The 20969-nt window shown below is 58.5% G+C and carries 15 protein-coding genes and 7 pseudogenes; 11 read left to right on the top strand and 11 right to left on the bottom strand.

Annotated elements, in window-relative coordinates; translation table 11 throughout:
* Positions 1–1130 precede the first annotated feature (1130 nt).
* From G3A56_RS27985 to G3A56_RS28005, 6 genes and pseudogenes are all read right to left on the bottom strand, one after another.
* Positions 1131–1467: pseudogene (locus G3A56_RS27985) on the bottom strand (DUF736 family protein).
* Positions 1468–1829: 362 nt separating this feature from the next.
* Positions 1830–2129: a thermonuclease family protein gene (locus G3A56_RS27990; RefSeq protein ID WP_246231491.1), complete on the bottom strand. Its 300-nt coding sequence runs from the start codon at positions 2127–2129 to the stop codon at positions 1830–1832.
* A 64-nt stretch (positions 2130–2193) separates the two neighbouring features.
* A pseudogene (locus tag G3A56_RS29775) lies at positions 2194–3697 on the bottom strand (Tn3 family transposase).
* 11 nt (positions 3698–3708) lie between these two features.
* Positions 3709–4575, bottom strand: coding sequence for a hypothetical protein (locus G3A56_RS29780; RefSeq protein WP_425503408.1), 867 nt, complete (start codon positions 4573–4575; stop codon positions 3709–3711).
* Positions 4576–4896: 321 nt separating this feature from the next.
* Positions 4897–5418, bottom strand: a complete 522-nt coding sequence (locus tag G3A56_RS28000; protein ID WP_082186265.1) for an AAA family ATPase — start codon at positions 5416–5418, stop codon at positions 4897–4899.
* Positions 5415–6043 (bottom strand): annotated as a pseudogene (locus G3A56_RS28005) (recombinase family protein). The gene G3A56_RS28000 and the pseudogene G3A56_RS28005 overlap by 4 nt, the downstream one beginning before the upstream one ends.
* A 129-nt stretch (positions 6044–6172) precedes the next feature.
* Here G3A56_RS28005 and G3A56_RS29535 point away from each other — a divergent pair.
* From G3A56_RS29535 to G3A56_RS29545, 3 genes are read left to right on the top strand one after another with little or no spacing between them, the layout of a single operon-like run.
* Positions 6173–6655: a DUF4158 domain-containing protein gene (locus G3A56_RS29535; RefSeq protein WP_343044314.1), complete on the top strand. Its 483-nt coding sequence runs from the start codon at positions 6173–6175 to the stop codon at positions 6653–6655.
* Entirely contained in the window at positions 6652–7917 is a 1266-nt protein-coding gene (locus G3A56_RS29540; protein ID WP_343044315.1) for a hypothetical protein, read from the top strand. The genes G3A56_RS29535 and G3A56_RS29540 overlap by 4 nt, the downstream gene beginning before the upstream one ends.
* Positions 7833–9143, top strand: coding sequence for a Tn3 family transposase (locus G3A56_RS29545; RefSeq protein ID WP_343044316.1), 1311 nt, complete (start codon positions 7833–7835; stop codon positions 9141–9143). Before G3A56_RS29540 ends, G3A56_RS29545 begins: the two co-directional genes overlap by 85 nt.
* Before the next feature lie 39 nt (positions 9144–9182).
* Here G3A56_RS29545 and G3A56_RS28015 read toward each other — a convergent pair.
* The 3 genes and pseudogenes from G3A56_RS28015 to G3A56_RS28025 form a co-directional block, all read right to left on the bottom strand.
* Positions 9183–9332: pseudogene (locus G3A56_RS28015) on the bottom strand (integrase); the annotation flags it as partial.
* Positions 9329–9736, bottom strand: coding sequence for a type II toxin-antitoxin system VapC family toxin (locus G3A56_RS28020; RefSeq protein ID WP_082186262.1), 408 nt, complete (start codon positions 9734–9736; stop codon positions 9329–9331). The gene G3A56_RS28020 and the pseudogene G3A56_RS28015, both read right to left, overlap by 4 nt.
* On the bottom strand, positions 9733–9990 hold the full coding sequence (locus G3A56_RS28025) for a type II toxin-antitoxin system VapB family antitoxin (protein WP_082186261.1): 258 nt from the start codon (positions 9988–9990) through the stop codon (positions 9733–9735). The genes G3A56_RS28020 and G3A56_RS28025 overlap by 4 nt, the downstream gene beginning before the upstream one ends.
* A 183-nt stretch (positions 9991–10173) precedes the next feature.
* On the opposite strand from G3A56_RS28025, the gene G3A56_RS28030 reads away from it, so the two are divergent.
* The 4 genes from G3A56_RS28030 to G3A56_RS28045 all read left to right on the top strand — a co-directional run bounded on the left by G3A56_RS28030 (position 10174) and on the right by G3A56_RS28045 (position 13552).
* Entirely contained in the window at positions 10174–11322 is a 1149-nt protein-coding gene (locus tag G3A56_RS28030; protein ID WP_082186260.1) for an RHE_PE00001 family protein, read from the top strand.
* A gap of 155 nt (positions 11323–11477) precedes the next feature.
* Positions 11478–12440 (top strand): SMEK domain-containing protein, encoded by a 963-nt coding sequence (locus tag G3A56_RS28035; RefSeq protein WP_225337950.1) that lies wholly within the window; start codon positions 11478–11480, stop codon positions 12438–12440.
* The gene (locus G3A56_RS28040) at positions 12433–12675 is read left to right on the top strand and encodes a hypothetical protein (RefSeq protein WP_035226358.1); all 243 of its coding nucleotides are present in this window, start codon (positions 12433–12435) and stop codon (positions 12673–12675) included. Before G3A56_RS28035 ends, G3A56_RS28040 begins: the two co-directional genes overlap by 8 nt.
* Positions 12665–13552: an AAA family ATPase gene (locus G3A56_RS28045; RefSeq protein ID WP_210255093.1), complete on the top strand. Its 888-nt coding sequence runs from the start codon at positions 12665–12667 to the stop codon at positions 13550–13552. Before G3A56_RS28040 ends, G3A56_RS28045 begins: the two co-directional genes overlap by 11 nt.
* Before the next feature lie 6 nt (positions 13553–13558).
* Here the strand turns inward: G3A56_RS28045 and G3A56_RS28050 are convergent.
* Positions 13559–14239 (bottom strand): annotated as a pseudogene (locus tag G3A56_RS28050) (transposase); the annotation flags it as partial.
* A gap of 188 nt (positions 14240–14427) precedes the next feature.
* On the opposite strand from G3A56_RS28050, the gene G3A56_RS28055 reads away from it, so the two are divergent.
* From G3A56_RS28055 to G3A56_RS28510, 3 genes and pseudogenes are all read left to right on the top strand, one after another.
* A complete protein-coding gene (locus tag G3A56_RS28055; RefSeq protein ID WP_003501158.1) occupies positions 14428–15033 on the top strand; it encodes a recombinase family protein in 606 nt (201 codons plus the stop codon).
* Between the two features lie 16 nt (positions 15034–15049).
* A complete protein-coding gene (locus G3A56_RS28060) occupies positions 15050–18019 on the top strand; it encodes a Tn3 family transposase (protein WP_003501156.1) in 2970 nt (989 codons plus the stop codon).
* 41 nt (positions 18020–18060) lie between these two features.
* Positions 18061–19869, top strand: a pseudogene (locus G3A56_RS28510) (Tn3 family transposase); the annotation flags it as partial.
* Positions 19870–19911: 42 nt separating this feature from the next.
* Here G3A56_RS28510 and G3A56_RS28070 read toward each other — a convergent pair.
* A pseudogene (locus G3A56_RS28070) lies at positions 19912–20223 on the bottom strand (DUF4158 domain-containing protein); the annotation flags it as partial.
* A 155-nt stretch (positions 20224–20378) separates the two neighbouring features.
* On the opposite strand from G3A56_RS28070, the gene G3A56_RS28075 reads away from it, so the two are divergent.
* Positions 20379–20966, top strand: coding sequence for a recombinase family protein (locus tag G3A56_RS28075; RefSeq protein ID WP_003501080.1), 588 nt, complete (start codon positions 20379–20381; stop codon positions 20964–20966).
* Positions 20967–20969 lie beyond the last annotated feature (3 nt).

Below are 20969 nucleotides of genomic sequence, written 5' to 3' on the forward strand. Positions count from 1 at the left end.
GGTCGAGACGACTGTGCCTCTTCCCGAGCCCGAGCCGGCTGCTGTGACGGAAATTAACGGAGCAGATAGCGGCGTTGCCGAGGCCGTTTCCGAAACTCTACCAGCTCGGCCGGTTGAGCCTGCAATCACGTCGCCGAAAGCGGATGCTCCAAGACGCCAGCGACAAAAACTCAAAATGAACGCGGGGGGCTGCGGGCATTGAAGGCGTTGCGGCCCAGAAGGGTGATTACGTTCTCAGCGTTTCGCTAGAAAGAGGTTGAGAGACCGGCTCGCGAGGGCGTCATTCGAAAGCAAGGTCAAACAGACAAATATTGTACGCGAGGCGCTGGACGAGTTTCTTAGAAAAGAGGGCTATTAGGGCTAACGTGCCTCTTTATTAGCCTTGTTTTCACATCTTTTTTAGATATTATGGTGTCGGGGGAATCGACGTTGGCTTGGAGACTCTATAGACCTCGCAAAATCAACTCCTCTTGAAGTCTCCAAACGTGAACAATTTCATCTAAGGAATCCCGCGTGGAAAGCGACGACGTTTTCAACGAGCAAGACGAAAACCAGCCTCCGGAAGCAGTTCGCGCCTACGCGAAGAAATATGGGCTTGTGCCCGTTTTCGAGCCAAAGCGCTAAAGCAGGCGAAGAAAGGGGCGGGGGCTGCCGAAAGCAGTCGAGCCACCACTATTTATCGCAAGCCTGGCTTTGAAGGCGTTCTCTCGTTACCCGAGATTGAGCGCCGCATTGGCGAATATCTGCGCACGGTACGCGACAGTCGCGACATCTCACAATATGATTTCGCCGTACTCCTGGGTATCACAGGGCAGGTGTGGGGCCGTTATGAGCGCTCTATGTCGTCGCTCGACGTCTCGCGCTGATTGTCCTGACAGAGCTTCTGGGGCTGAAGCCAGCAGATCTTCTCGCTTACGTCGCGCCACACTTTTTGGCGATACGCCAGAAGGCGCGAAAGACCGCATCGAGCTAATTCATCGTATTTGCGAGCTTCCGGACGAGACCGCCTCGAACTTGCTTGGCATGGTCAAGCACCTGGAAGGCGTAGCCAGAGGAATGAAGAAAAACTAGTCGGCGTTCCGCCGGCGTTGAAAGTTAGAAGCCCCTTTCGGGGGCTTTTTTTGCGCCATTCAGTCCTTGGCCTGCCAAGGAATGATTGCTTGCAGCGAATGATCGTCCTGGTTGGCGAAGCGGCCGAGTTAGCGTTGAATTTGATCTCCTTGATCGAGAGCGTGAATTTCGTTTCGCCGTTGGCATTTGTGCCTTGCCAGATGCCGCCGACCTCGAGCTCGAAACCCCTGGGGGATTTTCCGAAGATCCGGTGCGTCGGCGCTTTTGCGTTGTTCGAGTGAAAGGGCACTGCCGAGATCTCGATGTCGTGGGTGAGGGTGGAAATCCGGCCGGTGCCTTTCGCGTTTGCGATGTCGTCGCTGTCGACTGGATGAAGTTGGTGAGCTTGTTGGTCATGGTAGTGTTCCTCTTTTTGGGTTGCGATGATCGTTCACAAAGCATGGCGGTAAGGTGCACTGCACCCGAAGGGCCGCAGCGGAGCGGAGGAGGCCTGATCGCGGTAAATTTTGCTGCGCGAGGAAGCCGCAGGCGGGGAAATTTATTGCGAGCTGGCTTTGCCGTAAGCCGGCGCCATGCGAACGAGCATTCTGAGCAACCCATTGAGAGGAATACGTGCGCCGATATAGCTTTCAACCCTCCCGATCGTCGCACAATCACGCCCCCAAAAGGCTCGCTGATTGAACGTCGCCGGCACCTCGATCTGGCCTCACGGGATTCGGCCGACAAAAAACGCGCACCACAGTTTCGAGACCACCTGGTTACGAGCGGCCGGGGGCAGCTGGTTTGCTTGCTCGCCGGAACTCGGAAGGTTTCAATATCTCGGCGGACCACATGCCAGCGTTTGCCGCCTTCGCCCGCTGTTCCGTTTCGACATACTCGCCCAGGTTCATGCCGTGCTGCCGTGGAAGATACCGGAACAAGGTCTCGGCCAAACCTGCGGCGACGATCGCTAACCCGATGTCTCGGCCGCTTTCGAAGCATTGCGCGACCAGACGGCGATATTGATCCGTGTCGATCACTCTGCAGGTGATATGTTTTCCGTCTGCGATCTCCCGCATGAAACTTGGGGTCAGAACAAGAGCTGCTCGAAATCGTACGCTAAGACCGAACGGAGCGGGAACGTCATGCAGCGCGGAGGATTCTTCCAGGAAGTCGCAATGGCCTGAAGCCTTCGGGCATCTGCTGCTCGGTGTCCCAGGAATAGATGCCGGTGAGATTTATGTGCTCCCAGCTGAGTGGCGAGACATGCTTGAGCAATATGTCGGGGATAGTTCGACCACTTTGACGCAGATGGGCTACGGCACGGCTGAGATAAACGGTATTCCAGTGGACGATGGCGCTGACGACAAGGTTGAGGCCCGAGGCACGGAATGCCTGACTTTCGAACGATCGGTCGCGGATTTCGCCGCGCTCATGGAAGAAAACGGCCCGCTTGAGCTTGTGGGCGGATTCTCCTTTGTTAAGACCGGCTTGACATCGCCGGCGAAGTGCCGGGTTGAATACCATTCGATCATAAACAGGGATCGCTCGATGCGCCCGAGCTCACGCAGGGCTTTCGCCAACTGGCTCGGTTTCGAGGATGCCGCCAGCTTTTTGAGGATCATTGAGGGCGCAACAGAGCGTGTCGTGATTGATGCCGCCAGATGGAGAAGGTCATCCCAGTGTTCCAGAATGAGGGCGGTATTGATCGGCGCGCCGATATGGTTGGCAGTGCTGGATATGAGTCGGCCTTTTCGAAAGTATGGAACTTCCGGTCCTTGAGATTGCGCAGCCGAGGCGCAAAACGCTTTCCGATCAGAGTGAAGAGGGCAAATACATGATCGCTCGCACCTCGGTATCGGTAAAGTGCTCCTCGATCTCCAGGATGGTGTCGTGGTCGAACAGGCCGTCGAGAACATAGGCTGCCTCGCTCTCGGTCGGGCTGATCGGCAGAATGCTGAAATAGCCGTACTGATCGGAAAGGTGGCTGTAAAATTTCGAGCCTGGCTCGCTGCCATAATGCAGGTTGATATCACCGCGTTTGGCGGCACGATCACTGGCCCGGAAGAACTGACCATCAGATGATGCGGTCGTCCCTGTTCCCAGAGCTGGGCGTGGGGATGACGCGCATGGGCGTCGGTCACACATGCCTGCGCTGCGCGATAGGTTTCCGTGCGGGCATGGAACATGCGCATCCATCCGATCTGATGGGCGCTGATCCCTTGGAGGCTCCGGCCATACGTTTCGGGCCAAGATTGGTGGCGTCCGCGAGCGTGCCGGCGAGCATGGCCGGAATGTTTTGCGGTGAATCGCCCGTTCGAACATGGGTGAACTGGTCGGCAAAGCCGGTCCACTCATGCACGTCTCTTAAGAGATCCGGCACTTCGACAAGCGGATACATTTCGCTGAGTTCGATATTTAGTTCATCGGCTGCAGCGGGCACTTCGCTCGCCAGCGGTGTTACAATCAGGGTTCCGGCATCGAGACGGACGCCTTCAAGTTTGCCGTTGCGGGCGCGATGGGCGAGACGTTTCAGATTGAAGTCCAGCAATTGTTGCATTTCGGTGAGCCAAGCCACCCCGTCGCGCTGCACACCGAGCCCAAGCTGGTCAGTTTCCTTCAGCTTGGTAAAAGTAGGGCGGGGCATGAAATTTTCATTTATCGGCCGGAACGCCCTGCTGCCTTCGACCCAGATGTCGCCGAACGAAGCCGCTCGCGCAACGCTGCCAGTGTTGCAATCTCATAGAGACGGCGATCGGCCTTTGCCTGCCCGAAGATCAGTTTACGCTCCGCCGCGCCGAGATGAGCGATCGGGACACGTTCGGGAAGCACGCGCCTTCCTTCCGCGTAAAGGGATCTGAGTGTTTCGATCGCTGCCAGCAAAGGATCATACCGACGACTTGAATGGAATGTGAAGGTCAGGAGGAACCGGCCTGCATAATTGCGAACATTGGCATATTGCTCAGCTGCATTAAGCAAGGGTGAGGCGTCATTGTCTTCCACCATCGCCGCAAGCGTCGGCTTTGCCTGCACCAAGCGATGCCAGCCGACGTGGCGGTCGAGCGTTTCAATTGCATCTTCATCATTGTCATTGGCGCACTGAAGAGCCGATATCGTGTCGAGAAACAGCCGTAGTGCCTTAGCCGTCTCCATCCGGGTGTTCACATGGCGCTGCTTCTTGCGGTTATTCGCCTGCGAAAACAGCCTGCCGATCAGCTTGATGAACATGGTGACTGCGGCGTCGGTGAGCTTTTGCCCAAGCTTGATGATCTGCGCGATGATCGTCGCGCGCCGCCGACTGGCGTTGAAGTCGGCGGCAAGCCATGCCGGTGTCACATCGCCCTCCCGGACCATCTGCTCCCAGCGACCGGAGTGGATGCGGGCTTGTAGTCGGGGATCGATATCGAGCGCGCGGATGAAAGCGATCCTGTCGGTCAGCGTGACCAGGTTGGTTGCTCCCGGAGCATCTGGCGCAGATCGCAGCCAATGGAATCGCGTCTGTCGTATCTCGGGATCAACCGTCAAAAGATCATCGAGGGATTGGAGCTTTTCGGCTGAAAGGCCGATATCAGGGCAGCCTCGGCGCGACGGCGGCTATTACGCGGCCGGCAAAGCCGATCCGCTCTATTGTGTCAGGTGCGGGAAGTAACACCTTCCGCTCCCGCAGCGTGGTGACAATAGCTTGGGCAATAGAATGGCCTTGTCCGTTGCGGTCGCCGTTTCGACGGCGGATAGTAAGGCGGCGCGCCGGTCCTGTGCTGTTGCTGTTCGTTTTCCAAAATAGGAAAGCAAATGCGCGATATGGCCCTGAACATTAAAGGGGCACAGATATACGGTAGGCCGATTTCACGCCTTTTGCGCAGCCTTCTTGATGGCAGCTACGAAGCCCAACAGTTCGGCTGGCGAGGTGAACCGGAACACCCGACCGGCAAATCCTTCCATTCGAGCAAGGTCGCGCTGTCGTTGCTCCTTTCGGTAATTGATCACAAATCGGAAGAAGGCCCAATCAAAGCGTTCAGGACATCCCGGCGCGAGCTGATCACCGCGATTTCGGCCCAAACCGGATACCGTTCGTCGAATAACTCGCCACAGGCATAACGATGTTGTGTAATCGAGATGGATAAGCGTGTCCGCAGATGCCAATCGCTGCTCAAGCGTGCCGCTATAATTCCCGTCCATAATCCATTCAGATTGCGCCGCAAGCTTTTCGACGGTTTTCTGCCATGATGCGCTATCCGGCCTTTGCCAGCCCGGCTGCCAGTAATGTCTATCGAGGTGGACGACGGGCAAGCGGGTCGCTTCGGCCAGTTCTTTGGCGAGTGTGGATTTCCCGGCGCCCGGACAACCGACGATGAGGACTCGTTTCATTTCTTTGCCTTCCGCATAAGCAGCCGCTCTCCATCGGTGCGCAGCGCGCCCTTAGGATCGACAAACCGGTAGAGCGTCTGTCGTGTGATACCGAGTTCGGCGCAAAGATCGGCCACCTTGGTTTCCGGCTTCCCCATTGCTGCCTGAGCAAGGCGCAGCTTCGCCGGCGTCATTTTGAAGGGCGCTCCGCCGTTCCGGCCACGTGCGCGTGCGGCGGCGAGACCAGCTTTGGTGCGCTCAATGATCAATGCCCGCTCGAACTCAGCCAGCGCCGCGAATATGCCGAACACCAGCCGGCCATTCGCCGTCGAGGTGTCGATCGACGCCCTTCACCTGCCAGAACCTTGAGGCCGATATGCCGTTGGGTCAGATCATCGACCAGATTGACGAGGTGGCGGAGATCGCGGCCGAGTCGATCGAGCTTCCAGACGACAAGCGTGTCACCGCGACGCAGCGCCTTCAGGCAGGCGGTGAGACCTGGACGGTCCTCTTTCTTTCCTGACGCGGCATCCTCATAGACATTGTTGGCGTCGACACCAGCCTGTGCCAGCGCGTCACGCTGAAGGTCATGGACCTGGCTGCCGTCGGCTTTCGACACTCGCGCATATCCGATCAGAGCTGTCATTTATTCGTCCGTCTGCGTGACAATTTCGATTTGGCCGCGCCAAAGCCTGTAGATTGTCACATAACCCGTCTTGCAAAGTAAGCTCCGCGAACGGTTATCTCCAGTCTTTTTGTGACATATGGAGCGCCGATGCCTCGCCGCATGATTTTGACGGATGCCGAACGGCAGAATTTCCTTGCCCTGCCCAGCGACGACGACACCCTGATCCGCCATTGGAGCCTTGATGATGAGGACCATCGTCTTCTGGAAACGCGCCGTCGCGACGATACCCGTCTTGGCTTGGCCCTTCAGCTTTGTGCGCTCCGTTATCCCGGCCGTCTCATCCAGCGCGGAGAGGTCATCCCGGAAAGCGCGCTCACCTTCCTTGCCGAGCAACTCCGCATCGAGCCGAATGCACTTGCCAGCTTCGCACGAAGAGCGCCCACACGCTACGAACAACTGACCGTCCTCCGCCAACACTACGGGTTCAGCGAGCTGAGCCACCCGTTGCGCACCGATCTGCTTGCCTTCGCGCGCGGCGTGGCGATCGCCTCGACCAAGGACAAATTCGTCGTCGCCGCTCTCGCCGATGAGATGCGCCGGCGGCGTATCGTCATTCCGGCATCACCGTGATCGAACGGATGGCCGGACAGGCATGCACCGAGGCTGAGGAGGCGCTGTTTGCCGATGTTGCCGGAAGGCTGACGCCCGACATCATCGTCAGAATGGAAGCGCTGCTCGGTATTGGTCCACGCGTCCGCCAGAGCGGGGTCTCCTGGTTACGTGAACCTGCCGGAAAGGCTGGAGACGCAGCGATGCGGGGTCTGATCGATCGGCTTGAGGCCGTGCGCCACGTTGGCCTTTCAAGTGATGTGCTTCAGGCCGTCCCCGCCCATCGGGTGAGCCGCATGGCACAAGAGGGCCGGCGCCTGACCGCCCAGAACTTCGAGCAAATGCGGCCCGGCCGCCGATATGCTACGCTCGCAGCTTTCCTTCTGGAGATGGAAATCGCGCTCACGGATGCCGCAATCGCCATGTTCGAAGTCCTGATCGGCAAGGCGTTTCGGCGGGCCGAGGCAGAGCGCGACAAACGACTGCTGGAAACCGCCACCTCGGCGACATCGGCGCTGGATTTCTTCGTGGGCTTCGGTGAGGCGATCGCTGCCAGGCGAGAAACCGACCTTTCGCTCGATGAGGCGGTCAATGCAGTCGGCGGCTGGGAGCAGTTGATGCGGGCAACCGCGGCTGCGAAGGCAGCATCTCGTCCCCGCAAGGACGATGATCTGATTGCCTATCTGCCGGCGCAATATATGCGTATCCGGCGCTTTGCAGCACCATTCCTGGCAGCCTTCACGTTCGAGGGTAATCGTCAGAGCCGTGATTTCATCAACGTGGTGATGCAAATGACGGCCGCAGGGAAAAGCCGCCGTCGCTCTCTGGACGCGCAATGGATCAAAGCGGCGCTCGATCTGGTCGACAAGCGGTGGAGCAAGGAAATCAGAACGCCAGATGGCTCGGTTGACCGCAGAATGCTGGAAATCTTTGTCATCGTTGAGCTGAAGAACCGGATCGCTGCCAACGAGATCTGGATCAAAGGTTCTCGCACATATCGCGCCCTCGATGAGGGCATGATCTCCCATCAGACTTATTCCATCATCAAGGCCGAGGCCCGCATTCCCGTCGCCATCCCGGTTGATGTCGAGATCTATCTCGCCCAGAAAGCCGAGGCGCTCGATCAAAAATTGCGTGAGGCAGCAAGCCGGCTGGAGGCGGGTCGCGGCGACACGCGGATCGGCGCGAAGGCCTGCGGGTGCCTGCGGTCAAAACTGCCGAGACCGAAGCCGCGCTCGCCTTCGCAAGGAGAGTTGCGAGCAGCATGCCGCCGATCAGGTTGACGGATCTTGTCGCCGACGTGGATCGAATGACCGGTTTCAGCTCACTGTTCGAGCATCTTCAGACAGGCCGAACGCCGGGCGATATGCGAATTTTCTATGCCGCGCTCATCGCCGAGGCCACCAATCTCGGCTTCTCGAAGATGGCATTGGCCTGCCCCGGCATCACACGCCGCCAGCTACAGCAGATGGCGATCTGGCACTTCCGGGAGGAAACCTTCACCTTGGCACTTGCCCGGCTGGTCGAAGCCCAGCACGCGGCGCCGATCGCCACTGTTTTCGGTTCGAACACGATATCGTCTTCCGACGGACAACATATCCATCTCGGCGATGGCGGCGAAATCGCCGGTGGCGTCAACGGCCGTTACGGAACCAACCCGATCATCAAGCTCTACACGGCGATCTCCGGTCGATATGCTCCCTTCCATACCAAAATCATCGCCGCCACGGCGAGCGAGGCCGTCCATGTTCTCGACGCGCTTCTCGAAACGGATGCGGGCCTCGACATCGTGCGCCATCATGTCGATGGTGGCGGCGTCAGTGATCTCGTCTTCGCCTTCTGCCATGCGCTAGGCTTTGCATTTGTCCCGCGCATTCCCGATCTCGATGGCCGATGCCTCTACGGCTTTGGCCCCGGCAAGCAGTATGGCATTCTCCAGAATGTCATGGGCGATCGCATCGACGCCGATTTGATCCGGGCGCACTGGGACGAGATTCTGCGCTTGATGACCTCACTGCGCACCCGCACCGTCAGCGCTTCGCTCATGCTCAAACGGCTGTCATCAACGACCAGGCAAAGCGGTCTTGCCCAGGCACTACGTCAGATGGGCCGGATCGAGCGAACTCTGTTCACGCTGGACTGGATCAACGACGAGGAACTGAGAAAGACGACAACGGCAGAACTGAACAAAGGGGAAAGCCGCAACAGCCTCGTGCGGGCCGTCAATCTCCATCGCCTCGGCCGCTTCCGCGATCGCAGCCAGGAAAATCTCTCGATCCGGGCCTCCGCCCTCAACCTGGTTGTCACCGCCATCATTCACTGGAACACGATCTATACCGGCCGCGTGGTCGATGCCTTGCACACCGGCGGTCAGCATGTGCCTGATCATTTGCTATCCAGCCTCTCGCCGCTTACCTGGGAGCACGTGAACCTCACCGGTGACTACATATGGGAAGACAAGCCGGCACTCGATGAAACAGGCTTCCGACCTCTCCCGTTCTCGGTCTGATCCCCCTACCGTATATCTGTGCCCCTTTAATGTTCAGGGGCCCTGGTTGATGAGATGGCGCAGCGTCTCGACATCCTTGTCGGTGAGGAGCTCGGCGAGTTCGTCGCGCCGCTCCATAGGGAGCACGGCAGCGATCGTGTCGAGTTCGTACGCGCGTCTGTCAATCGGGTTGCGGCGGGGTTCTGTCATACCGTTGAAGACGCAGGGTGGAGTTTAAGATCCGTTTGCCCGAAATCATGTCCCTTGAACAGCAACGGCGCCTTGGCGACCGAGGCCACCGCATAGGAGAAGCAATCGCCCATGTTGAGGCCAGCCGGATGGCGGCCCTTGCCATACCGCTCTAAAGCTCTCTCTGCTGCCCAATAGTGTTTTGCATCAAATGCGACGGCAGTGATGTTCGGCGCATTGCAGAAGCGGGTGACAATGTCTCCTGGATTGGAAAATCGCTTTGCCGTCAGGACCGTCCGGACTTCGAACAAAGTTGGCCAACCGATGATAATCGTCGGCTCCTGTCGCAACACCGCTTTGAATGCATCGGCTTCAGGCTCGTCAAGCATGATTGCGACGAGAACTGACGTGTCGAGAGAAATCACTTTGGCAACCCGTTCTCGTCATAGAGATCGTCGTGGGCGGAGGTTGTCCCCGCCGGCACGGTACGTCGACCTTCAGCGGCGAGTTCCCATACAGCGTCGAGTGGATGGGCGCTTGTTTGCTTGCGAAGCTCGATATCGTACCGTTCCAGCGCGATTTCGACGAGCTTGTTGATTGGCTGACCCGTGCGCCGCGCGAGCGCATGGGCCAGGTCCCTGGCCTTGGTGCTGCGCACGGAGAGTTGTGGTTCGGACATTCGGCTTCCTCGCTGAATTGGTGGGTTGAGTATAGGGGTTTTCGTGTCAGATGGCAAAGAAATTCGTTGAGATGGCTAACCATCGATAAGAGGTACTTATCGATGGTTTAAAACCCAGCCGTTAATCATACCATGTGACGAACTTGATTATTCAACTAGAGTTCGTTTAGCAAATCGTTTACCATAATATCAATGGCTTACGATGTTTCAAAAATCAGCATGAATGCCTTGATGCGGCCGGCTTTCGACGCCGGTATCGCGCTTACGCGTCTCGACGAGCGCATCGCCCGTTCGCCGGTTGGCGCCGGCTTCCTCGAGCGGTCGCAATATGGCGACGCGTGTGCCTCGCTGTGGATCGACGGCGAATTGGTGCATCTCGAGGACCTCGTCCTCCATGACGCCACCCGTGACATCCGTACACCGACCCACGAACTGACCATCGCCCGCGACGTGCTGCGCACTCGCCGGCGCATCGCCGCCCAACTCCCCGGCTGGGCACTGTCCGCAGAGGGTATCCGCACGTTGCGACAAGCATCGGACATTACGTCGGCTGGCGCCGACGCTGCGGAGCAGGCCGGCATCATGCGGTCCGCGGCTGAGGGAAGAAATCCGGAAGGGGAGGGGAAAGAAATCGATGAAGCCGAAGGGCTTCCCGGCGTCGACCTCGCAGCCATCGATGCGCTGCTAGCACGATCGGATGCTGCGATCGAACACGCAAAACGCCGCGACCGTCCTGCGGTCGACAGCCGCGAGCGAGACACGCTCGTCTATGATCTCGACTGGGACGAGGATGCAAGGATCGACGAGTGGCGCGAGGTATTGCGCCAGGCCGAAAATCTGCCGGAGGCGCTGCAGGCCATCATCGCCCTCGATGCCTGGAACGCGCTCGAGGTTCTACAGCACGCACCCTGGCTCGGGAGGCTGTTTGCTGCCGCCATGCTGCGGCAGGCCGGCATTACCACGGGTGCCCATCTGGCTGCGATCAACCACGGCCTCAAAACCATCCCTGTCGATCGGCGAAGGCATCGCGATCGGGAAACACGGCTGCTGGCCATCGCCCACGGTTTGTTGGCGACGGCGGAGATCGGTTTGAAAGAGCACGACCGGCTGGTACTGGCTCGCCAGATGATGGAGCGCAAATTGGCGGGAAGACGCACGTCTTCGAAATTGCCGGAGCTGGTCGAGCTCGTCATGGCAAAACCGCTCGTGTCGGCCGCGATGGTGGCGAAAACGCTGGACGTTACGCCGCAGGCGGCGCGGCGGATCGTGGTGGAACTCGGCCTCCGGGAGATGACGGGGAGGGGCAGGTTCCGGGCTTGGGGAGTTCTCTGATCGCAGTCCTTCAAGCAGGCTAGCTAGGCGCAATCTATTTCAGGGGATTCTAGACAGTCTTTTGCGCTCAAAAGTGGAATCTTCTCCATCAATCGTGATTGAGAATTCAGCCTAAGTCAGCGATAAGTTTTCGGTGTGCGAAGATGGAAGGTCACATGGGAATGCACCGCGCTCAACTTCTGCAAGGTATTATTTACAGGATGACGCATCTGCGGGTCATCGTGGAGCAGTCGAACCAATTAAACTTGCAAGATATAAACGTCCATGCAGAAAATTTCTTCCGTGACCTTCTCAATCTTGCCTTCGACTACGACCTGCAGAACATCAACATCGTCGAGCCAAACGCCACCGCGATTGATCTCGGCTGCGATAGCAGTCGGATCGCGATCCAAGTTACATCGACGCCCGACCTCTCTAAGATCAAGCACACCTTTGATCGCTTTACCGGCAAGGGGCTGCAGACGAAGTACGATCGCCTCGTCATGCTCATTGTAGGCCAAAAGAAAAAATATCGCGAGACGGGACTGGGCGACGATCGGTTTAAATTGTCGTTTGGCGACGATGTCTGGGACATCGCTGATCTTCTTAAAAAAATCGGAGACCTCTCAACCGCGAAGATGGAGGCATGCCACGATTTCCTGTCTCGCGAGTTGCTTGTACGCGAACCGAAGCTTTCTAACGAAGTCGGCACTCTCGTGCGTCTCATCGAGGTCTTGAGCTCCGCGGAAGAGGGGTTGTCGTCAGGAGACAATCGCGAGGATCCTGATCCCGACGGCAAGATTCACGATCGCTTCGCAGATCATGCCCCATTCTTGACGCAGCAGTATGTCGATCTCCATGAACTTTATGGTCGCGTCCTGTCCGAAGTGAACGCGCACACGGATCTCGGCCACATCCGGGTTCGGAAGCTGCAGATCTACCTCATGAACTGGAGCGACCGCGTTCTGACTGAATGCGGAGGCGATCCTCAAGCGGCACTTGAGCTCTTGACTCAGCGAGTTCTCGGTATGATGGGAAGCAGCGACGCTGGGTTCGATGATGGTGCGGTCAGGTACTACCTCATCGATCAGCTAATCATGTGCAACGTCTTTCCGAACAAGAGGTCGCAAAGTGCCTAGCATCTTTCTGAAAGACGAGGCCCTGAACAAATCACCTGCGATCGTCGGCTTCGAGATCGCTCGTTACCTGAAAGATTCAGGTAAGCATCGGGTCAGCATCTTCGACGTGGTGGACCGGTTCAAGCGCGAGTCCTGGTTCTCATCCAACTCCTTTCTATACGGACTGACGTTTCTCTATGCCGTCGGTTTGCTTGATTTCGATGAACCTTACCTGATCGCGCGCGATGCGGATTAAGCGATTATACACAGATCCACCCGCGATTGACCCCATCGTGTTTGGGGAGGGGGTCAATATCATCCTGGGTGAGAGCGATGCGACAAGCTCGAAGAACAACGGGGTGGGCAAATCGCTCTGCATCGAGTTCGTGAACTTCGCGCTCCTGAAGCGCAAGTCCGACAGCCGCGTGACAAGAATTCCGAAGGCAGCCTTCGATCCCGCCACATTTATCTGCATCGATTTCGTAATGCACGGGATCCCTTACACTATCAGAAGGTCTGTCGCCGAGGCGGAGCGCCCGCGTATCACTGTGGCGGATCGCGAGACGACGTTTGCCAAGGTGGAAGACGCAACTGACTTTCTCGCGGCTCGACTGTTCGGGGATGACAGGTCAGAGATTGGTTTCCGCGAGATCCTTGGACCGCTGGTCCGGGACGAGCGGTCGGAGTTCAAATCCATCGTGAGCTGCTTCGACACGAAGTCGCGGATCCCAGACAATTACGCTCCGCATCTCATGCTCCTAGGTATCGATGTCGACATATACCGCTCAATCAAAGGCATTCAAAAGGAACTCGACGACATCGGCACGGAGGAGCGGCGTATCAAGGACAGTGTGCAGCTCGTCAGGCAGAAGGATCTCGACGAGGCTAGGTCCGATCTCAACGCTCTCGAAGAGGAAGTCGACAAGATACGTGAAGGAATCGACGCGCTCGAGAATGCCGCCACCTACGACTTAATTAAGGATGAGGTCCTTGAAATCGAGCACTTGATGGGAGAGCTGAGGGTCGAAAGGAAGTCCTTTCCCGGCGGTCTGCCCGTCTGGCTCCAATCGCTACGGAGCAATCGGTCTGTGATTAGGCATGGAATAAGGGCTCTGACGCAGTTTTGGTGGTGATGGATTTTATCCCGCGCCGATGACGCGGGCTTGGAGGAGATCAATTTTTCCGCGGCCGTACATCTGGCGTTTCACAAGTTTGAGCTTGGTGATCTGCCCCTCCGTCTGGCCGTTGGACCATGGTGAAGAGATTGCTGCGCTGACGGCTGCTCGGTCTCTAACGACACCGTTGGCGAAGGAGGCGACCAAGCCCGATCGAGCGCGTTCCAACCATGTATCGAGATCAGCGAGAGATTTCTTGCGGATCATGGCCTGGAAGGCGGCGATGACTTCCCGGGCCTCAACCAGCAGCGGCACGCCACCCTCAATCGCCGCAACCGTCACGGTCTCAGATTTGGAAAGGTCGTCGCGGCCGATGGTCATGAGACGCGCAATGGTCCTGGCCGAAGGCGCTCGGCTCAACGCGCCCGCATCGGCCTTCTCTGCTTTTCGACGGCGTGTGGCCCACTCGGTGACAACTCGAAGACAGCCGCGGAACCCTTGGCTCTTGAGTTGCCGCCATAGCTCCGTTCCATTCCGGTTTCCGGCCGTCCATTGAGCGTCAAGCCAGGGCAGGTAGAGTTCAAGCGAGTTCTCACGGACGCGGAAGACATCCGAACGTTGACCACGCAGTACGCGTCGGACAAGGCCGCGACTGTATCCGGTCCGGCGCACGATCTCCTTGATTGTTGCTCCGGACTTGGCCATGTCGGGGCTCTGTGGTCATTTCTACATTAATACACGCTAAGGGCATTTTGCAGGTGACGGGAAACACATGATTTCCGCTCACCGTGATCGCGGGGCAAACTGGCCACGCAATAGGGCCATTTTTTGCGCGACAAACCCTGTCGGAATGTTAGGCTGTGCGGCAACACCTGATTTGAGGTTTGTCGCACATGTTGATCGGTTACATGCGGGTATCGAGTAGTGACGAGCGCCAGTCGGTTGCCTTGCAGCGCGATGCCCTGCTCGCGGCCGGGGTCGATGAGCGCCATCTCCATCAGGATCGCGCTTCCGGAGCGCGTGATGACCGGCCGGGTCTGAAGGCATGCCTCGGCGAATTGCGCGAAGGCGATGTCCTGGTCGTCTGGAAGATAGATCGGTTAGGCCGGTCACTCTCCCACTTGATCCGTATCGTCGAGGATTTGAAGGAACGTGGTGTCGCCTTCCGATCTCTCACGGAGGCGATCGACACCACGAATTCGCACGGCGCGTTTCTGTTCAACCTGTTCGGCTCGCTTGCAGAATACGAGAGAGTGCTGATCACCGAGCGGGTCAATGCCGGCCTGGCGGCGGCTCGCCGACGTGGCCGTAAGGGCGGGAGACCTCCAACGATCGATGCGGAAAAGGTCGAGCAGGTTCTAGCTGCTTTGGAAGCTGGCGCCAGCAAGGCGTCCGTGTGCCGGACGTTCAAGGTGGCGCGCTCGACCTTGATCGACACGTTGAAGCGGACTGGATGGACAGGCCCCGGCAAGACCGGCACGCCCGAAACCGTAGTTTGACGAGTGACCGTGGCTGATGGCGTTTCTCGATGAGCAATCGCGTGCCGTTTTATTCGAACCACCCGAAGCTTATGAAGATGCGCAAGCGCGCTATGCACTGACTTCCGAGGATATTGTCTTCGTCAAGGAACATCGCCGGTCGCATAATCGGCTTGGCTTTGCGATCCAACTCGCACTGGTGCGTGATCTGGGCCGTCTGCTGCGAATAGGCGAAGTTCCACCTCAGGCGGTTGTCTCTGTTGTCGCCGACCAGCTGGGCATCGACCCTGCAGTGTTCGAGTTCTACGCCCAGCGCGACGAAACGCGCCGGGAACACGCGCGCGAGATCGTCTCTGCACTGGAGCTTCAGCCTGTCCGGACGAGTGACTATCGCGAGTTGATAACGGCGGCGGCACGCGAGGCGGCGGCCACTGAACAAGGTGCGCCGATCGCCAAGGCCGTGATCGAAGCCTTGAAGGAACGAAAGTTGCTCGTTCCTATGCCGGAGCTGCTGATCCGTCTGGCACTGGCCGGCCGGGCGGCGGCGCGTCGACAAGCCTATCGCGAATTGATCCGGGATCTGGAGCAGCCTTCGATCGAGGCGCTTGATCAGCTCCTCGCTGAGCGGGCCGGCGATCGGAGCCACCTTGGCTGGATTGCGGAAGCACCTGAAGGGGCGAAGCTGAAGAACCTCAAAGGCTTGATCGCCCGCCTCGAGGTATTGCGCTCAGCCGCCATTCCCGACGACCGTCGCAAGACGATCCATGCCAATCGCTACGGCATCATCGCCAGGGATGCACGCATTCTGCATGCCCGGGAGATACGACGCCTGACATCCGAACGTCGCTACGCCACGCTGGCCGCCTTCGTCATCGAGAGACAGGCGTCGATCACCGACCTGACGATCGACATGTTCTGCAAAATGATTGGGAGCAACCGCCGCAAGGCCGAGATCAGCCGCACGGAACGCCGGCTAAAAGAGGCCGAGGTTCTTGATGGGGTGGCGCTTGAGCATCTCAAGCTCGGCGAGGCGCTTCTGGCCGCTCGTGCGAGCAAAACCGATCTTGCATCGGCGATCGCAGCCTCCCTCGGCTGGGACGGATTGGTCGCCAGCATGGCGGCAGCCAGATCTGTCGTCCACCCTGATCGCAGTAACGAATTCGACGAGCTCATCAAGCGGCACAAATCGTTGCGCAAGCTGGGCAGACTGATGTTCCGCACGTTCTCGTTCCGGTCGTTTCGTGCTGATGATCCGATCCTTGTAGCAGTGGACCATCTGCGCGCGCTCTATGGCGGCCGGAAATTGCCGGCGCAGGTGCCGCTCGCCTTTCTGACCCGCAAATGGCGACGCTGCGTGCGCCCGAACAGTGCCGATATCGACCTGCGCGCCTGGGAAGTGGCGGTCCTCGTTCACCTGCGAGAGCGTCTGAGGGCCGGTGACATCTGGGTCGAAGGCAGCCGGGCATGGCGCAGTTTCGAGGATTATCTTCTGCCTCGGCCGATCTTCGAGCTGATGCGCGCCGAGGGGCGGCTCGGGCTCGCACTCCCCGACAGCTTTGCCGAATGGCGAGCAGAACGGACCGCCACGCTCGATGCGAAGCTGAAAGAGCTGGCAAAGGCGGCGGCTGCCAATGCTATTCCGGATGCAGCGATTTCCGACAAGGGCCTGTCGATCTCGCCGATCCGCGAGGAGGAGCGCGACAGCATCGTCGCGCTCAGCCGCCGACTATATGTTCTGGTGCCACGGATCAGGATCACCAGCCTGCTTGCCGAGGTGCAAAGCTGGACCAAATTCCTCGACAGCTTCACGCATTATCGTACCGGTGAGACGGCAAACGACGAGGCAGCGCTGATGGCAGCGATCCTTGCCGACGCCACCAATGCCGGAGCCGAACGTATGGCGGAAAGCTCACGCGGCGTCACGATCCACCAGATGATGCTGATGGTGGACAGGCATATGCGATCGGAAACCTACGCCACGGCGACCGCCGTGCTGGTCGATGCGCAGCAGGCCCATCCCTTTGCCGCGATCTGGGGTGACGGCCATATCTCCTCCTCGGACGGACAGTTCTTTCCGGCTGGCGGGCGTGGCGAAGCCAGCCTCGACTACAATGCAAAATACGGCAAGCGACCGGGGGCGTCGATCTATGGCTTCCTGTCCAACCGTTTTGCTTCCTTCTTCTCCCGCATGATCCAGGCATCCGAGGGCGAAGCCCCCTACGTTCTCGACGGCCTCCTTCACAACGAAAGCTCCGTCGAAATCTATGAGCACGCAACCGATACCGCTGGCGCCACCGAAACGACGTTCTCCATGTTCCACGCCTTTGGCTACAGGCTCATTCCCCGTATCCGCAATCTCGGCAATCGCAGGCTCTTTGTCATTGATCGCGATCCGGCTTACGAACCGCTCGACGCGCTGATCGCTGGAACCGTCAACATGGATGTCGTCGAGCACCACTGGGATGAGGTCTTGCGGCTGAAGGCTTCGATCGCTGCAGGTTTGGTGCCGCCTTCCGTCATCCTCAAGAAGCTGGCAGCGTCGCCGCGACAAAACCGGCTGAACCAGGCCCTGCGCGAAATGGGCCGGATAGAACGCTCGATCTTCATCTGCGACTGGCTGCTCGATACGAAACTGCGCCGCAGATCGCATGCGATCCTCAACAAGGGTGAAAGCCGTCATGCTCTCGCACGCGCCATCTTCCTCCACCAGCTCGGCGAATTGCGCAACCGCGTCGCCGAAACCATGGCTTACCGCGCGTCCGGTCTTAACCTCGTCGTCAACGCCATCATCCTGTGGAACACTGTCTATCTCAGCCGTGCTGTCGATTATATCAGCAGTCAGGGTATTATCATTCCGGACGAGCTGCTCTCCCAGGTCGCACCACTACCATGGGCGCATATCGCGCTCACCGGCGACTACCTCTGGAACGAAATTGACCGACCCCTCGAACGCTTCAGGCCAATCCGGGCTAACCGCTTCAATCCAAACAACTTCAAATTCCCTTAGCGTGTATTAATGTAGAAATGCCCACGGAGCCCCAATATATGCGTATCCGGCGCTTTGCAGCACCATTCCTGGCAGCCTTCACGTTCGAGGGTAATCGTCAGAGCCGTGATTTCATCAACGTGGTGATGCAAATGACGGCCGCAGGGAAAAGCCGCCGTCGCTCTCTGGACGCGCAATGGATCAAAGCGGCGCTCGATCTGGTCGACAAGCGGTGGAGCAAGGAAATCAGAACGCCAGATGGCTCGGTTGACCGCAGAATGCTGGAAATCTTTGTCATCGTTGAGCTGAAGAACCGGATCGCTGCCAACGAGATCTGGATCAAAGGTTCTCGCACATATCGCGCCCTCGATGAGGGCATGATCTCCCATCAGACTTATTCCATCATCAAGGCCGAGGCCCGCATTCCCGTCGCCATCCCGGTTGATGTCGAGATCTATCTCGCCCAGAAAGCCGAGGCGCTCGATCAAAAATTGCGTGAGGCAGCAAGCCGGCTGGAGGCGGGTCGCGGCGACACGCGGATCGGCGCGAAGGGCCTGCGGGTGCCTGCGGTCAAAACTGCCGAGACCGAAGCCGCGCTCGCCTTCGCAAGGAGAGTTGCGAGCAGCATGCCGCCGATCAGGTTGACGGATCTTGTCGCCGACGTGGATCGAATGACCGGTTTCAGCTCACTGTTCGAGCATCTTCAGACAGGCCGAACGCCGGGCGATATGCGAATTTTCTATGCCGCGCTCATCGCCGAGGCCACCAATCTCGGCTTCTCGAAGATGGCATTGGCCTGCCCCGGCATCACACGCCGCCAGCTACAGCAGATGGCGATCTGGCACTTCCGGGAGGAAACCTTCACCTTGGCACTTGCCCGGCTGGTCGAAGCCCAGCACGCGGCGCCGATCGCCACTGTTTTCGGTTCGAACACGATATCGTCTTCCGACGGACAACATATCCATCTCGGCGATGGCGGCGAAATCGCCGGTGGCGTCAACGGCCGTTACGGAACCAACCCGATCATCAAGCTCTACACGGCGATCTCCGGTCGATATGCTCCCTTCCATACCAAAATCATCGCCGCCACGGCGAGCGAGGCCGTCCATGTTCTCGACGCGCTTCTCGAAACGGATGCGGGCCTCGACATCGTGCGCCATCATGTCGATGGTGGCGGCGTCAGTGATCTCGTCTTCGCCTTCTGCCATGCGCTAGGCTTTGCATTTGTCCCGCGCATTCCCGATCTCGATGGCCGATGCCTCTACGGCTTTGGCCCCGGCAAGCAGTATGGCATTCTCCAGAATGTCATGGGCGATCGCATCGACGCCGATTTGATCCGGGCGCACTGGGACGAGATTCTGCGCTTGATGACCTCACTGCGCACCCGCACCGTCAGCGCTTCGCTCATGCTCAAACGGCTGTCATCAACGACCAGGCAAAGCGGTCTTGCCCAGGCACTACGTCAGATGGGCCGGATCGAGCGAACTCTGTTCACGCTGGACTGGATCAACGACGAGGAACTGAGAAAGACGACAACGGCAGAACTGAACAAAGGGGAAAGCCGCAACAGCCTCGTGCGGGCCGTCAATCTCCATCGCCTCGGCCGCTTCCGCGATCGCAGCCAGGAAAATCTCTCGATCCGGGCCTCCGCCCTCAACCTGGTTGTCACCGCCATCATTCACTGGAACACGATCTATACCGGCCGCGTGGTCGATGCCTTGCACACCGGCGGTCAGCATGTGCCTGATCATTTGCTATCCAGCCTCTCGCCGCTTACCTGGGAGCACGTGAACCTCACCGGTGACTACATATGGGAAGACAAGCCGGCACTCGATGAAACAGGCTTCCGACCTCTCCCGTTCTCGGTCTGATCCCCCTACCGTATATCTGTGCCCCTTTAATGTTCAGGGGCCGATATGCTCGCGGCGAGTTTCCTCCCGCCTGGCATAGGAACGGAAACTCTCCGGATCAGCATCCAATTGTTCGGCTATATAATTGAGCATCGCCCTCGGCGGAATTTCGTGCACCATGAGAGCCCGGCCCGGATGCCGCATCATGCAAAGCTGGACAGCAAAGCCGAGCTGGTTATGTTTTCGCCTGCGGACTTCGATCTCCAGCCGGTCCGATGGAGATAGAGTGTAGTGACGGATCAGACTATCCTCATCGGTCGGTAAGCCGAACAGCTCCTGTTGATCCTGAATTTTGAGAAACTTCCGCCGCGCCATTTTTTACTCCATACAAACTTGCGTCGATGGTTCCGGGCATGTCCGGAAACGGTCGTTTGAGTACAGGCCTAAATCACCCTGTCCACAAATTATCTTGACTTATTTGTGGACAGGCATCACCTTTCGGACAACCTATTCGGACGAAATTGAACCTTATGCCACGCACCTTTGCCTATGTCCGTGTCTCCACGACCGGACAGACCACCGAAAACCAGATTCAGGAAATCGAAGCGGCCGGCTTCCACGTCGAGCCACGCCGTATAGTCACCGAGACCATCTCGGGCAGCGTCGCCATTGCGCAGCGCCGGGGTTTCTCGCGACTGATGGATAAACTCGAAGCCGGGGACGTGCTCATCGTCACCAAGCTCGATCGGCTCGGCCGAGATGCGATCGATGTCAGTACGACGGTCAGGAAACTGGAGGAGCTGGGCGTGCGGGTCCATTGTCTGGCCCTCGGCGGCGTCGATCTGGCGAGTTCCGCCGGGAAGATGACGATGAGCGTCATCAATGCCGTCGCTCAGTTCGAGCGTGATCTGCTGATCGAACGCACGCAGTCGGGCCTCAAACGAGCCAAGTCGGAAGGCAAGACCCTCGGCCGTCCCGCTCGGCTCAATGAGAAGCAGAAATTGGATGTTCTCTCGGATTTGGCGGGCGGGATGAGCGTTTCCGCACTCGCCAGAAAATTTGACACCAGCCGCCAGACCATCATGCGTGTCAGGATCGAGGGCGACCGCTCCGTTTAAGCC

Source organism: Rhizobium oryzihabitans, assembly GCF_010669145.1.
Classification (GTDB): domain Bacteria; phylum Pseudomonadota; class Alphaproteobacteria; order Rhizobiales; family Rhizobiaceae; genus Agrobacterium; species Agrobacterium oryzihabitans.

Bases quoted from the DNA above. Each gene is read 5' to 3' on its own strand.
- G3A56_RS27990 (WP_246231491.1), bottom strand. From the start codon at position 2,129: ATGCGGGAGATCGCAGACGGAAAACATATCACCTGCAGAGTGATCGAC.
- G3A56_RS28000 (WP_082186265.1), bottom strand. From the start codon at position 5,418: ATGAAACGAGTCCTCATCGTCGGTTGTCCGGGCGCCGGGAAATCCACA.
- G3A56_RS29535 (WP_343044314.1), top strand. From the start codon at position 6,173: ATGCCTCGCCGCATGATTTTGACGGATGCCGAACGGCAGAATTTCCTT.
- G3A56_RS28025 (WP_082186261.1), bottom strand. From the start codon at position 9,990: ATGTCCGAACCACAACTCTCCGTGCGCAGCACCAAGGCCAGGGACCTG.
- G3A56_RS28035 (WP_225337950.1), top strand. From the start codon at position 11,478: ATGGGAATGCACCGCGCTCAACTTCTGCAAGGTATTATTTACAGGATG.
- G3A56_RS28045 (WP_210255093.1), top strand. From the start codon at position 12,665: ATGCGGATTAAGCGATTATACACAGATCCACCCGCGATTGACCCCATC.
- G3A56_RS28055 (WP_003501158.1), top strand. From the start codon at position 14,428: ATGTTGATCGGTTACATGCGGGTATCGAGTAGTGACGAGCGCCAGTCG.
- G3A56_RS28060 (WP_003501156.1), top strand. From the start codon at position 15,050: ATGGCGTTTCTCGATGAGCAATCGCGTGCCGTTTTATTCGAACCACCC.
- G3A56_RS28075 (WP_003501080.1), top strand. From the start codon at position 20,379: ATGCCACGCACCTTTGCCTATGTCCGTGTCTCCACGACCGGACAGACC.